Below are 14,106 nucleotides of genomic sequence, written 5' to 3'. Positions count from 1 at the left end.
TCTTTGACCAGTCCACGCGCATCTTACGCGAGGGCGACAGGCCGAAACAAAACGAAAAGCAAACAAAAAGATAAAAAAACAAAAAGGCAGGCACCTTGCGGCGACCTGCCTTCGAACGCCGTTAAGAACGGCAAACTGCGTGTTCTTGACTGCGTCTTTACAACAAACTTACTCCGAAGCGGCCGAAGCGGCTTCTGCCTTCGCAGCCTTCTTGTGCGACTTCTTGTGATGCTTCATTGCCTTCTTGGCGGGAGCCGAAGCGGCAGCCGGAGCGGCAGCCGAAGCGGCTTCCGTCGACGAAGCTTGTGCGAAAGCAGCCGTTGCGAACAGGCCAGCGACCAGAGCGGCGATCAGTTTGTTCATGTCGTAAATCCTCAGCTTTAGTTAATTAACCAAATGACCCGGTCAATGAGTCATGTCGGTAAACGTGCCATCCACCTTTCGGTTGACAGCCGCATCGAACAATTTCTTGCCGGTGCGTCTGCGCGCTGGTGCCCAGTGCGGCCGCGGACAGTCCGCAAAGCACAAGCCTTCACGCGAATGCCGGACAGCTTCGGACGGCATCTGCGTCGAATAACGTGTGACCGGCCAAAGCGGTTGACTCCATGCATTGCGAGTCGTCGATTCTGCTTGTTCGGACGGGGAGTTCGTGCCGCGCCGCTTTCGACCGCCGGAAAAAAAGTCCGGCATAACAGGGACTTGGCTCGAAAACGAGCGTTGCGGCGCGCCGCGGATCATACGAGGCCGTGCCACGGGGCTTGCGCCGGTACGTCGCGCCATTCGCCCGGCGCGAGGCCGAGCGCGAAAAGGTCCAGGGCGCCGATCCCCACCCGCACGAGCCGCAGTGTTGGAAAGCCGACGGCCGCGGTCATTCGGCGTACCTGGCGATTCTTGCCCTCGGTCAACGCCAGTTCGATCCACGTCGTCGGGATGGCCGCCCGGAAGCGGATGGGCGGCACCCTCGGCCAAAGTGCGTCGGGCGGATCGATCGCGCATGCCCGGCATGCCCGCGTGACATAGTCGCCCAGATCGACGCCGCGCGCGAGCATCGCGAGCGCGTGCGCATCGGGCACGCCTTCCACCTGGGCCCAGTAGCGTTTGACGAGTTTGTGACGGGGCTCGGCAATGCGTGCCTGCAGGCGGCCATCGTCCGTGAGCAGCAAAAGTCCTTCGCTTTCGGCGTCGAGCCGCCCCGCCGGATAAACGTCCCGTACGCGCACCCAATCCGCGAGCGAGCTGCGCGTTTCATGTGACGAGAATTGGCAAAGGGTACCGAATGGCTTATTGAGGGCGATGAGGCGCATGGGCGGGCGGCAGGCACGGCGGCTGCGCGGGCGGTAACCCCGAGCCGGCGTCTATGGCAAATGGCGGGATATTAATGCATAATACGAGACGGCAAGTCTTCTGTCTTATATAAGACATCAGAGCCAACGCTATTCCCCTCGCGGTTGCTACGCCGAGGCGAACTGCGGCGTGGTCGGCGCGCGTGGATGCCGTTCCGTGCTGCGGGCGCCGCATTTGCGACGTGGGCTAGAATAGCGAGCCAGCCGTATTTGCGCGGCTTCGTCAAGTACCTCGAGACATCCGCAGCGAGCCGAACGCGGTGGAGACTGAGCCCCCGGTTTTGCCGTTTTCCGCTTGTTTTATCTGCACAGCCAACCCTGGAGTCGATCATGCCGTATCAGCACATCAAGGTCCCGACGGGCGGTGACAAGATCACCGTCAACGCGGACTACTCGCTCAACGTTTCGGACCAGCCGATCATTCCGTACATCGAGGGTGACGGTACGGGTTTCGACATCACGCCGGTGATGATCAAGGTGGTCGATGCGGCCGTCGAAAAGGCATACGGTGGCAAGCGCAAGATCCACTGGATGGAAATCTATGCGGGCGAGAAGGCGACCAAGGTGTATGGGCCGGACGTCTGGCTGCCCGAGGAATCGCTCGAAGTGCTCAAGGAGTACGTGGTTTCGATCAAGGGTCCGCTCACGACGCCGGTCGGCGGCGGCATCCGCTCGCTGAACGTCGCGTTGCGCCAGGAGCTGGACCTGTATGTCTGTCTGCGGCCGGTTCAGTACTTCAAGGGCGTGCCTTCGCCTGTGCGTGAGCCCGAGAAGACGAACATGGTCATCTTCCGCGAGAACTCGGAAGACATTTACGCCGGCATCGAATGGGCGGCGGAATCGGAGCAGGCCAGGAAGGTCATCAAGTTCCTGCGCGAAGAAATGGGCGTGAAAAAGATCCGCTTCCCGGAAACGTCGGGTATCGGCATCAAGCCTGTTTCGCGCGAAGGCACGGAGCGCCTCGTGCGCAAGGCGATCCAGTACGCGATCGACAACGATCGCCGTTCGGTGACGCTCGTGCACAAGGGCAACATCATGAAGTTCACGGAAGGCGCGTTCCGCGACTACGGCTATGCGCTTGCGCAAAAAGAGTTCGGCGCGGAGCTCGTCGACGGCGGCCCGTGGATGAAGTTCAAGAATCCGAAGACGGGCAACGACATCGTCGTCAAGGATGTGATCGCGGACGCCTTCTTGCAGCAGATCCTGCTGCGTCCGGCCGAATACGACGTGATCGCGACGTTGAACCTGAACGGCGACTACATTTCGGATGCGCTGGCCGCTCAGGTCGGCGGGATTGGCATTGCACCGGGCGCCAACCTGTCGGATTCGGTCGCGATGTTCGAAGCTACGCACGGCACGGCGCCGAAGTACGCAGGCAAGGACTACGTGAACCCCGGTTCGGAAATCCTTTCGGCAGAAATGATGCTGCGCCATCTCGGCTGGACCGAGGCGGCCGACGTCATCATCTCCTCGATGGAAAAGTCGATTCTGCAAAAGCGCGTCACGTATGACTTCGCGCGCCTGATGGAAGGCGCGACGCAGGTATCGTGCTCGGGCTTCGGCCAGGTGCTGATCGAGAACATGTAAGCGGGCGTCGCAGGTCCTGCGAACCCAAAGTCGTGAAGTAGGAGAACGCCGATAGACCCGATGGTTTGTCGGCGTTTTTCGTTTTTGATTGCCGTGCCATCCGGCGGCCGTCCATCATCCATTTCCAGCGGGTAGTCGTTCGCGCCCGAATTTGCCGCGAAACGCACGATTTGGAAGCCGTTCGTCTCGACAATGCGGACGAAGAGGCGAAGCGCTTCCCGTCGATCCATTGTTGATAGGAATTGAACTGTGCTGGCAATCCTGCCCGCTTTATACCCTGCGCAATAACGAGAACAATGCGAAGCATGCCGGGCGCGGCGCTCGGTAATCAGCTAACTGGAGCGACTCATGCAAGATCAATCTTTCCATCGTCCAGCATCAGGCGTTGCCATCGTCACGGGCGGCTCGCGGGGCATCGGTCGGGCTATCGCGCTGCGGCTCGCGAAGGACGGCTTTGCCGTAATCGTGAACTTCGCAGGCGGTGAATCGAGCGCAGCGGAAGTCGTGCGCCAGATTGCCGACGCGGGCGGTCGAGCCCATGCGGTGCAGGCGGACGTCTCGATAGCCGAGGATGTCGAGCGACTCTATGCGACCGCGCAACGCGAATTCGGCCGCGCCGATGTGGTCGTGAACAGCGCCGGCGTCATGTCGGTCGCGCCGATCGCGCAGGGCAATGTCGATGCTTTCGACAAGACGATAGCGATCAACTTGCGCGGTACGTATTTGATGATGACGCAGGCCGCGCAGGCATTGCCCGACGGCGGCCGGTTCATTGGCTTCTCTTCGAGCGTGATTGCGAAAAACTTTCCCGGATACGGCGCGTACATCGCTAGCAAAGCCGGCGTCGAAGGGCTCGTGCGTGTCTTTGCGAACGAACTGCGCGGCCGCAATATCACGGTCAACGCGGTCGCACCGGGACCGATCGCAACCGAGATGTTCCTGCATGGCAAAAGCCCGGAGCTGATCGAACAAATCGCGAAGCAGGCGCCCTTGGAACGTCTCGGCGAGCCGGAGGAAATCGCCAACGTCGTGTCGTTTCTAGCGGGCCCGGAAGGCCGGTGGATCAATGGGCAAGTGTTGCGCGTCAATGGCGGTTTCGCGTAAAGCGGTACATATGCTTCGTTGCCTATGCGCGCAGGGGTGGGCAACCACCATCGCCCGCGCGCGAAAAAGCCCTGCGTTTTTGGGGCCAAGGCAGCGGATTTTTCGCGCGATACCGCCTCTTTTCGTTCATCGAACGGTCATTGTTCTGTGAGGATGTTCAAATCCTCGTTTCGCTCGATCGAAACGTGCCGCATTTATGACGTGGCGCAAAGAATCTGCGGATCGGAGGACGACAATGCGTTCATGCGTTGTTGAGGGCCAGCGGGTGAGGACTAGGGAAGGCGGTTCGCAAAATGAAAAAAACCCGGCCGAAGCCGGGTTTTCGAAGGCATTGCTTCAAACGATCTCAGGCGGCGGCCTGGATGTTCGATGCTTGCTTGCCCTTCGGTCCTTGTACGACCTCGAAGCTGACTTTCTGACCTTCCTTGAGCGTCTTGAATCCGTTCATCTGGATGGCCGAGAAATGTGCAAACAGATCCTCGCCGCCTTCATCGGGCGTGATGAATCCGAAGCCTTTCGCGTCGTTGAACCATTTGACCGTACCAGTTGCCATACCAACTTCCCCTGTAACTCATGTCCCACCACGAGCACGCTCGAAAAGCTCGACAGCCGCATGCTTGCAGCCGCCCCCTCCGCACTAGCTCACCTCGGCATTTTTTCGTACTTGCACTTGTTGCAGCCAGCTGAAAAAAAGTGCCAGCTTGATTGTTGGTTCTCTTTAAAGAAGTGTCAAGAAAATTTTGAGATGTCGAGAAACGCACTTCGGTTCGAGGGTTTTTCCCCCTTCCGCTGTGTGCGCTGGCGCAAGCGGGCGCGCTTGAAAAGTCGCATAATCGACGCACATGGGAATAGCGGATACGAGGTGCTCGGAATGGGCTGTTGCGCGGGCGCGGGAGAGCCGGCACGCGATGTGCGATACTCGAACGGGCTGCGCGCCCGGGCGTGGCGCCGCGGGTGCGGCGACCGCCAATGGGGCACGGCGGGTTCGCACAGGCGCGGCGCGATGGCAGCATCGCACCGCGGCGGTGCGATCGGCAACTGGTCGGTCGGGTTTTTGCAGGATTGCGGGGCTCACCGAGTTGTTTAGAATGGGTGTATGGCAATTATCCCGGACAGGCAGGACGGTACGGTCGTCGAGCGGCAGGAAAAGGAGCTGAAACCACCGTCCATGTATAAAGTAGTGCTGTTGAATGACGATTTCACGCCAATGGAATTTGTCGTGATGATCGTGCAGGAATATTTCAATAAAGACCGAGAGACCGCGACGCAGATCATGCTGAAGGTTCATCGTGAAGGTCGGGGAGTTTGTGGGGTCTACACGCGGGACATCGCGTCGACCAAGGTCGAGCAGGTTGTTACACACGCACGGCAGGCAGGGCATCCGCTGCAGTGCGTGATGGAGGAAGCATGATTGCCCAGGAACTGGAAGTCAGCTTGCATATGGCGTTCATGGAAGCACGCCAGGCGCGGCATGAGTTCATCACGGTCGAACATCTTTTGCTGGCGTTGCTGGACAATCCGACAGCTGCAGAAGTGTTGCGCGCGTGCGCGGCCAACATCGAAGATCTGCGCCAGAACCTGCGCAACTTCATTCATGACAATACGCCGACGGTACCCGGTACCGACGACGTCGATACGCAACCTACGCTCGGCTTTCAGCGCGTGATTCAGCGCGCGATCATGCACGTGCAATCGACGTCGAACGGCAAGAAGGAAGTCACGGGTGCGAACGTGCTCGTGGCGATCTTCGGCGAGAAGGACTCGCATGCGGTCTACTACCTGCAGCAGCAGGGCGTGACACGGCTCGATGTCGTGAACTTCATCTCGCACGGTATCGCGAAGACGAACACCAACGACGCGGCCAAAGCGGGCGACACGAGTCCGGAGTCGGAGGACGCCGCGTCGCAGAAAGAAACGCCGCTTGCGCAGTTCACGCAAAACCTCAATCAGATGGCCAAGGACGGGCGCATCGATCCGCTCATCGGACGCGAGTCCGAGGTGGAGCGTGTCGTCCAGGTGCTGTGCCGCCGCCGCAAGAACAATCCGCTGCTGGTCGGCGAGGCCGGTGTCGGCAAGACCGCCATCGCGGAAGGGCTCGCGTGGCGCATCACGCGCGGCGAAGTGCCGGACATTCTGGCCGATGCGCAGGTGTACTCGCTCGATATGGGCGCGCTGCTCGCCGGTACCAAATACCGTGGCGACTTCGAGCAACGGCTCAAGACGGTGCTCAAGGAACTGAAGGAGCGCCCGCACGCGATTCTCTTCATCGATGAGATCCACACGCTGATCGGCGCGGGGGCTGCATCGGGCGGCACGCTCGATGCGTCGAACCTGCTCAAGCCCGCGCTGTCCTCGGGCACGCTCAAGTGCATCGGCGCCACGACGTTCACGGAATACCGCGGCATCTTCGAAAAGGATGCGGCGCTGTCGAGGCGCTTCCAGAAGATCGACGTGACGGAGCCGACTGTCGAGCAGACCGTGGCGATTCTGCGCGGCCTCAAGTCCCGCTTCGAGGAGCACCACGGCGTGAAGTACTCGTCGGGTGCGCTTTCGGCGGCGGCCGAGCTGTCGGCGCGGTTCATCACGGATCGTCATCTGCCGGACAAGGCCATCGACGTGATTGACGAAGCCGGTGCGGCGCAGCGTATTCTGCCGAAGTCGAAGCAGAAGAAGACGATCGGCAAGGGCGAAATCGAGGAGATCATCTCGAAGATCGCGCGCGTGCCGGCGCAAAGCGTGTCGCAGGACGACCGCAGCAAGCTCCAGACGCTCGATCGCGACCTGAAGGCCGTCGTTTTCGGACAGGATCCGGCTATCGACGCACTGTCGGCCGCCATCAAGATGGCGCGCGCGGGGCTCGGCAAGACGGACAAGCCGATCGGCGCCTTCCTGTTCTCGGGCCCGACGGGCGTCGGCAAGACCGAAGTGGCGCGGCAGCTCGCGTTCACGCTCGGCATCGAGCTCACGCGTTTCGACATGTCGGAGTATATGGAGCGCCATGCGGTGAGCCGTCTGATCGGCGCGCCGCCTGGATATGTCGGGTTCGATCAGGGTGGATTGCTGACCGAAGCCATCACGAAGAAGCCGCACTGCGTGTTGCTGCTCGACGAAATCGAGAAAGCGCATCCGGATATCTTCAATGTCCTGCTGCAGGTGATGGACCACGGCACGCTGACCGACAACAACGGGCGTAAGGCCGATTTCCGCAACGTCATCATCATCATGACGACGAATGCGGGCGCTGAATCGATGCAAAAGGGCTCGATCGGGTTCACGTCGCGCCGCGAGACCGGCGACGAAATGGCCGATATCAAGCGGATGTTCACGCCCGAGTTCCGCAACCGGCTCGACGCGATCATCAGCTTCCGCTCGCTCGATGAGGAAATCATCATGCGGGTCGTCGACAAATTCCTCATGCAGCTGGAAGACCAGTTGCACGAGAAGAAGGTCGACGCCGTCTTCACCGACGCACTGCGCCACCATCTCGCGAAGCACGGTTTCGATCCGTTGATGGGCGCACGGCCGATGCAGCGGCTGATTCAGGACACGATCCGCCGCGCGCTGGCCGACGAACTGCTGTTCGGCAAACTGATGAACGGCGGCCGCGTGACAGTCGATGTCGACGAGAGCGACACGGTGCAGCTGACATTCGACGAGAATGCGGCGCCGCGCTCACCCAATCCGGAGACGGTCGAAGTGGAGTGACGATCGGCCAGCGGCTCGCGCGGCAATGCAATGCCGCGCGAGCCGCCGACAAACAAGCGGCGCGGGCCACAACCCGCGCCGTTGCTTTTTATGCGGACGGAAAAACGACGGCGGCCCGCGCCGTCAGTGTTTGCCGGTGCTGCCGAAGCCGCCGGCGCCGCGCTCGCTTTGCGCGAAATCGTCCACGATATTGAACTGCGCCTGAACGACCGGCACGATGACGAGCTGCGCGAGGCGCTCCATCGGCTCGATGGTGAATGTCGTCTGTCCGCGGTTCCAGGTCGAGATCATCAATTCGCCCTGATAGTCCGAATCGATCAGCCCGACCAGGTTGCCGAGCACGATGCCATGCTTGTGGCCGAGACCCGAGCGCGGCAGGATCAGCGCCGCGTAGCCGGCGTCGCCGACGTGTATCGCCAAGCCGGTCGGCACCAGCGCGGTCTGACCCGGTTCGAGCACGAGCGACCGTTCGAGGCAGGCGCGCAGGTCGAGGCCCGCGCTGCCGGGCGTCGCGTAGGCCGGGAGCGTTTCGCGCATGCGCGCGTCCAGAATCTTGAGATCGAGTTTCATGCCGTTCGTAAAAGGAAGAAAACGAAAAAATAGCTTCAGCCATTAGCGCGTGAGCGCGGGTGCCGCTAGGAAATCAGGCTCGCATCGGGAAGCCGGCGCGCGATCTCGCGAATGAGTGCGGCGGCGAGTGCGTTCTTATCCATGCGGGCGAGCCGCGTGGTGCCGGACGCATCGACGAGCACGACCTCGTTGTCGTCGCGTCCGAACGTCTGCGGGCCCAGGTTGCCGATCAGCAGCGGTACGCCTTTGCGTTGCCGCTTTTCCTGGGCATGTGCTTCGAGTTCGCTGCTTTCGGCCGCGAAGCCGACGCAATAAGGTGCGTCAGGCAGCTGCGCGACCGTGGCGAGGATATCGGGATTTTCGACAAACGCGAGTGACGGCACGCGCCCATCGGCCGTCTTCTTGATCTTGTCGGCGCTCGCCTGATCGACGCGCCAGTCCGCGACGGCTGCAACCGCGATGAAGACGTCGCAATCGGCCGCCGTCTGCATGACGGCGTCGTACATCTGCTGTGCCGTTTCAACGTCCTGCCGCACGACGCCCCACGGCGTATCCAGCGATACGGGCCCCGCGATCAAGCGGACTTCGGCCCCGGCTTGCTGCGCTGCGCGGGCGAGCGCGAATCCCATCTTGCCGCTCGAGCGGTTGGTCAGTCCGCGCACGGGATCGATCGGCTCGAACGTCGGCCCCGCAGTGACCAGCACGCGGCGCCCGGCGATGCACTTCGGCTGAAAGAACGACGCGATGGCTTCATACGTGGCTTGCGGCTCCAGCATGCGCCCGTCGCCAATTTCGCCGCAGGCCTGGGCACCCGAGTCGGGGCCGAGCACCACGACGCCGTCCGCGCGCAGTTGCGCCACATTGCGCTGCGTGGCCGGATTCGCCCACATCTGCCGATTCATGGCCGGCACGACCAGCAACGGACAATCGCGAGCGAGGCACAGCGTCGAGAGCAGGTCGTCGGCGCGGCCGTGCGCGAGCTTTGCGAGAAAGTCCGCCGAGGCGGGTGCGATCACGATAGCCTGGGCCGTACGCGACAGATCGATGTGCGGCATGTTGTTGTCGATGCGCGGGTCCCATTGGCTGGTATAGACCGGGTGCCCGGAGAGTGCCTGCATCGTTACCGGCGTGATGAACTGGGTGGCAGCTTCTGTCATCGCAACCTGTACGGTCGCGCCGGCCTTCGTCAGAAGCCGTGTGAGCTCGGCGATCTTGTAGCAGGCAATGCCGCCCGTCATGCCCAATACGAGGTGTTTTCCTGCGAGTTCTGCGGTTGCCAACGTTGCCTCCGGGGGCGCATGGGCGGAGCGCAAGCGCCGCGCGCCGAATCATCGACAAAATACGACGACGTGCGCGGCAGTGCGCGCCGCACGCATCAACGCGCGCCGCGTACGCGCCGCAATTCGTCCAGTACGAGCAATATTGCGCCAATTACGATCGCGCTGTCGGCCAGATTGAACGTGGGCCAGTGCCAGCCGCCGACATGGAAATCGAGAAAGTCGACCACACGGCTATGTACGAGCCGGTCGATGACGTTGCCGAGCGCGCCGCCCATGATCATCGACAGCGCCGTGCAAAAGAGCCGTTGATTGCCGTGGCGCTTGAGCAGATAGACGATGACGAGAGCCGCGGCTACGCCGAGCGCGGTGAACGCCCAGCGCTGCCAGCCCCCCGCAGTCGCGAGAAAGTTGAACGCGGCGCCGCGGTTGAAGACCAGGAACAGATTGAAGAACGGCGTGAGCGCGTAGGGCGTGGCGTAGGCGAACACCTTCATGATCGCGATCTTCGTCAACTGATCGAAAAGAATGACGATGAGCGCGATGCCCAGCCAGGGGCCAAGCGTCGTACTGGTCGGTAGTGCGCGGGTCTTGGCCATTATGCAGCGCTCCTCGTCTCGCCTTCGCCGAACAGGTTGCTGAAGCAACGGCCGCACAGCGTCGGGTGATTCGCATGTGCCCCCACATCGGCCCGATAGTGCCAGCAGCGTTCGCATTTGAGGTATGTCGAAGCATCGACTTCGACACCTTCATCGGCTTCCGTATCGACTTTGACCACCTGGGCGGCAGAGGTGATGAGCACGAACTTGAGATCGTCGCCGAGGCTCGCGAGTGCGTCGTAAGCGGGGCTGCTCGCGCGGATCGTCACTTCGGCCTGCAGCGACGAGCCGATCCGATTCGCGACGCGCGCCTCCTCGAGCGCCTTTGTCACATTGCCGCGCACCGCACGCAGCAGTGCCCATTTCTGGAGCAGCGAGCCGGCGTCCGGCACCTCGGGGTAGGCGTAGTAGATCTCGGTGAAAATCGTGTCGCTGCCCGGCTGGAACACCTGCCACGCTTCCTCGGCCGTGAACGACAGGAACGGCGCCATCACGCGCAGCAAGCCTTGCGTGATGTGGTAGAGCGCCGTTTGCGCCGCGCGACGCGCGCTCGAATCCGGGGCGCTCGTGTAGAGCCGGTCTTTCAGCACGTCGAGATAAAAACCGCCCAGGTCCTCCGAGCAGTACGTCATGAGCTTGGCGACAACCGGATGGAATTCGTACTTCTCGTAGTGCGCAAGGATGTCGCGCTGCAATTCGGCCGAGAGCGCCACTGCGTAGCGATCGATTTCGAGCCATTCGCTGGCCGGACGTGCGTCCTTCGTGAAGTCGAAATCCGACAGATTCGCGAGCAAAAAGCGCAATGTATTGCGGATCCGCCGGTAGCTTTCCGTCACGCGCTTCAGGATTTCCTCCGAGATCGCGAGCTCGCCCGAATAGTCGGTCGAGGCGATCCACAGGCGAATGATCTCGGCGCCGAGCCGGTTGGCGACATCGTGTGGATCGATGCCGTTGCCGAGCGACTTGCTCATCTTGCGGCCTTCGCCATCGACGGTGAAGCCGTGCGTGAGCAGCGCGCGATAGGGTGCGCGGCCGTCGAGCATCGAAGCCGTCAGCAGCGAGGAATGGAACCAGCCTCGATGCTGATCTGAGCCCTCGAGGTAAAGATCCGCCGGAAACTGCGAGACATTCGCATGCGAGCCCCGCAGCACGTGCCAATGCGTCGTGCCCGAATCGAACCAGACATCGAGCGTATCGCGATTCTTTTCGTAGAGATTGGCGTCCTCACCGAGCAGCTCGCGTGCGTCGAGCGCCTGCCACGCCTCGATGCCGCCTTGCTCGACGCGCTGGGCGACTTCCTCGAGCAGCGCAAGCGTGCGCGGATGCAGCTCTCCCGTCTCCTTGTGGACGAAAAACGCCATCGGCACGCCCCATTGACGCTGACGCGAGAGCGTCCAGTCGGGACGGTTCGCGATCATGCTGTGAAGCCGCTGCTTGCCCCATGACGGATAGAACGCCGTTGCCTCGACACCGGCGAGCGCCGTTTCGCGCAGCGTCGCGCCGCCGTCCTTCGGCGTGATATCCATGCCCGCGAACCATTGCGAGGTGGCGCGGTAGATGATCGGTGTCTTGTGGCGCCAGCAGTGCATATAGCTGTGCGGGTACTTTTCGGTATGCAGCAGTGTCCCCGCCACATCCAATGCTTCGATGATCTTGGGGTTGGCGCTCCAGATCGACAGCCCACCGAAAAGCGGCAGCGACTCGGCGTAGCGGCCGTCTCCCATCACCGGGTTGAGGATGTCCGAATCGGCCAGACCGTGCGCCTTGCACGATTCGAAGTCTTCGACGCCATAGGCCGGTGACGAGTGAACGATGCCGGTGCCCGTGTCGGTCGTCACGTAGTCCCCGAGGTAGATGGGCGACGTGCGCTTGTAGCCGGGATGGGCATCCGCGAGCGGGTGCGTGAAGCGCAGATTCGCCAGCTTCGCGCCCGGCGCGCTTGCCACGATCTGGCCGGTCAGGCCGAACAGGGCGAGGCTCGCTTCGACGCGCTCCTCAGCGAGGATCAGCATGCCCTTGGGCGTTTGCACGAGCGCATAGACGACTTCGGGATGAACGTTGAGCGCCTGGTTGGCCGGCAGCGTCCAGGGTGTCGTGGTCCAGATCACGATACCGCCTTGCGTGTCCTGCAACGCGTTCAGGCCGAACGCCCGTGCAACGGGTTCCGTCTCGGCGAACGGGAAGAGCACGCTGACCGAAGGGTCGGTGCGGTCCTTGTACTCGACTTCGGCTTCGGCGAGCGCGGAGCCGCAATCGAAGCACCAGTTCACGGGCTTCAGGCCGCGGTAGATGTAGCCCTTTTCGAGAATCTTGCCGAGCGCGCGGATTTCACCGGCCTCGTTGCCGAAGTTCATCGTCTTGTACGGGTTGTCCCAATCGCCGAGCACGCCCAGACGCTTGAAGCCGGCCTTCTGCTTTTCGATCTGCTCGGCAGCGTAGGCGCGGGCCTTGCGCTGCACTTCGGCCGCCGGCAGCGACTTGCCGTACTGTTTTTCTATCTGGATCTCGATCGGCATGCCGTGACAGTCCCAACCGGGCACATAGGCCGCATCGAAGCCGGCCATATTGCGCGACTTGACGATGATGTCCTTGAGAATCTTGTTGACCGCGTGCCCGAGGTGGATGTCGCCGTTCGCATAGGGCGGGCCGTCGTGCAGCACGAAGCGGGGCCGGCCTGCGCTGGCGGCGCGGATCTTCTCGTAGACGCGCTCGTCCTCCCATTCCTTGACCCGCAGGGGTTCGCGCTTGGGCAGGTCGCCGCGCATCGGGAACGGCGTGTCGAGCAGGTTGACCGGATACTTGGCCTGGGGTTTCGAATCGGCTTTTTTGTCGCTCATGGTGAAATCGCTGAAAACGGTGGGCGCCTGTCCGCAGGCTCTCTTTACAGGTGTCGGACGGCCTCAGGCAAAGTAAGCGCGTGCGTTCGCGACATCGCGCGCAATCGCCGCGCTCAACGTTTCGAGATCGACGTACTTTTGTTCGTCGCGCAGCTTCTTCAGAAATTCGACGCGCACGAGTTTGCCATAGGCGTCCCCATGCCAGTCGAGCAGGTGCACTTCGAGCAGCACACGGCCGGAGTCGTCGACGGTCGGGCGCACGCCGAGGCTCGCGACGCCCGGTAGCGGCTCGGCCTCGATGCCGTGCACCCGCACGACGAAGATGCCGGCCAGCGCGGGGCGCTTGTGGGCGATCGGCAGGTTCAACGTCGGAAAGCCGAGGTCCCGCCCGAGCGAGAGCCCGTGCACGACATGGCCGCTGATGACGTAGTCGCGTCCGAGCGCGGCGCGCGCGGTGTCGAGATCGCCCGCGACCAGCGCGGCCCGCACGGCCGAACTCGAGATGCGTGCGCCGGCCGCGTCGGCGACGGTGTCCATTTGTTCGACCTCGAAGCCATGGCGCTCGCCGGCCGCGCGCAGCAAGGCGAAATCGCCGGCGCGCTTGGCGCCGTAGCGGAAATCGTCGCCGACGAGCACCCAGCGCGCGTGCAGGCCCGCGACGATGATGCGCTCGACGAACGTATCGGGCGACTGGCTCGCGAACGTGCGGTTGAAATGCTCGACGACGACCCGGTCCACGCCGTTCATGCGCAGCGCCTCCAGCTTGTCGCGCAGCATCGCGATACGCGGCGGCGCGCCGGCGGGATTGAAGAATTCGCGCGGATGCGGCTCGAACGTCATGACGCAGACGGGCAGGCCGCGCGCGCGGGCGGCTTCGCGCACGCGCGCGAGCAATGCCTGGTGACCGCGGTGGACACCGTCGAAATTGCCGATCGTCAGCGCGCAGGGCGCGCGGCTTTCGGCATTGGGAAGACCGCGGAAGACTCTCACGATAACCGTCGAGTGAGCGGCGCGATGCCGCTAGGCCAAGGATCGATGCGCGCCTTGCCGGCGCCGCAAAACAAGAGATTATAAACGTTCGGGG

The 14,106-nt window shown here is 62.4% G+C and carries 11 protein-coding genes and 1 pseudogene; 4 read left to right on the top strand and 8 right to left on the bottom strand.

The genetic code is table 11. The features are described 5' to 3' along the window. Window positions 1–168: 168 nt before the first annotated feature. The gene (locus ACR9ZC_RS23245) at window positions 169–363 is read right to left on the bottom strand and encodes a hypothetical protein (protein WP_440560516.1); all 195 of its coding nucleotides are present in this window, start codon (window positions 361–363) and stop codon (window positions 169–171) included. Window positions 364–734: 371 nt separating this feature from the next. Beyond that, window positions 735–1,304: a pseudouridine synthase gene (locus tag ACR9ZC_RS23240; protein ID WP_481582063.1), complete on the bottom strand. Its 570-nt coding sequence runs from the start codon at window positions 1,302–1,304 to the stop codon at window positions 735–737. Between the two features lie 369 nt (window positions 1,305–1,673). On the opposite strand from ACR9ZC_RS23240, the gene icd reads away from it, so the two are divergent. Together icd and ACR9ZC_RS23230 are read left to right on the top strand one after the other, a co-directional pair. After that, the gene (gene icd, locus ACR9ZC_RS23235) at window positions 1,674–2,930 is read left to right on the top strand and encodes an NADP-dependent isocitrate dehydrogenase (protein ID WP_331568037.1); all 1,257 of its coding nucleotides are present in this window, start codon (window positions 1,674–1,676) and stop codon (window positions 2,928–2,930) included. A gap of 348 nt (window positions 2,931–3,278) precedes the next feature. After that, window positions 3,279–4,034, top strand: a complete 756-nt coding sequence (locus ACR9ZC_RS23230; protein WP_481582062.1) for an SDR family oxidoreductase — start codon at window positions 3,279–3,281, stop codon at window positions 4,032–4,034. Between the two features lie 346 nt (window positions 4,035–4,380). On the opposite strand, the gene cspD is transcribed toward ACR9ZC_RS23230, so the two are convergent. Then, window positions 4,381–4,587 (bottom strand): cold shock domain-containing protein CspD, encoded by a 207-nt coding sequence (gene cspD, locus ACR9ZC_RS23225; RefSeq protein ID WP_017776809.1) that lies wholly within the window; start codon window positions 4,585–4,587, stop codon window positions 4,381–4,383. A 543-nt stretch (window positions 4,588–5,130) separates the two neighbouring features. Here cspD and clpS point away from each other — a divergent pair. Together clpS and clpA are read left to right on the top strand one after the other, a co-directional pair. Then, on the top strand, window positions 5,131–5,445 hold the full coding sequence (gene clpS, locus ACR9ZC_RS23220; protein WP_173259246.1) for an ATP-dependent Clp protease adapter ClpS: 315 nt from the start codon (window positions 5,131–5,133) through the stop codon (window positions 5,443–5,445). Further along, window positions 5,442–7,739 (top strand): ATP-dependent Clp protease ATP-binding subunit ClpA, encoded by a 2,298-nt coding sequence (gene clpA / locus ACR9ZC_RS23215; RefSeq protein ID WP_173259248.1) that lies wholly within the window; start codon window positions 5,442–5,444, stop codon window positions 7,737–7,739. Before clpS ends, clpA begins: the two co-directional genes overlap by 4 nt. Before the next feature lie 123 nt (window positions 7,740–7,862). Here clpA and dut read toward each other — a convergent pair whose 3' ends face one another. The 5 genes and pseudogenes from dut to ACR9ZC_RS23190 form a co-directional block, all read right to left on the bottom strand. Then, entirely contained in the window at window positions 7,863–8,309 is a 447-nt protein-coding gene (dut, locus tag ACR9ZC_RS23210) for a dUTP diphosphatase (protein WP_331568434.1), read from the bottom strand. Window positions 8,310–8,374: 65 nt separating this feature from the next. After that, window positions 8,375–9,589 carry a bifunctional phosphopantothenoylcysteine decarboxylase/phosphopantothenate--cysteine ligase CoaBC gene (gene coaBC, locus ACR9ZC_RS23205; protein WP_481582061.1) on the bottom strand — a complete coding sequence of 405 codons (1,215 nt, stop codon included), beginning with the start codon at window positions 9,587–9,589 and terminating at the stop codon, window positions 8,375–8,377. A gap of 95 nt (window positions 9,590–9,684) precedes the next feature. After that, window positions 9,685–10,185: a signal peptidase II gene (lspA, locus tag ACR9ZC_RS23200; RefSeq protein ID WP_331568432.1), complete on the bottom strand. Its 501-nt coding sequence runs from the start codon at window positions 10,183–10,185 to the stop codon at window positions 9,685–9,687. Next, window positions 10,185–13,022: an isoleucine--tRNA ligase gene (gene ileS / locus ACR9ZC_RS23195; protein ID WP_481582060.1), complete on the bottom strand. Its 2,838-nt coding sequence runs from the start codon at window positions 13,020–13,022 to the stop codon at window positions 10,185–10,187. The genes lspA and ileS overlap by 1 nt, the downstream gene beginning before the upstream one ends. 66 nt (window positions 13,023–13,088) lie before the next feature. Beyond that, window positions 13,089–14,012, bottom strand: a pseudogene (locus ACR9ZC_RS23190) (bifunctional riboflavin kinase/FAD synthetase); the annotation flags it as partial. Between the last annotated feature and the right edge of the window lie 94 nt (window positions 14,013–14,106).

This window comes from Trinickia sp. HAY1-2D, assembly GCF_056754935.1.
Note: the sequence above shows the minus strand (reverse complement) of the source record. Positions and strands in the feature narration are given on the sequence as shown.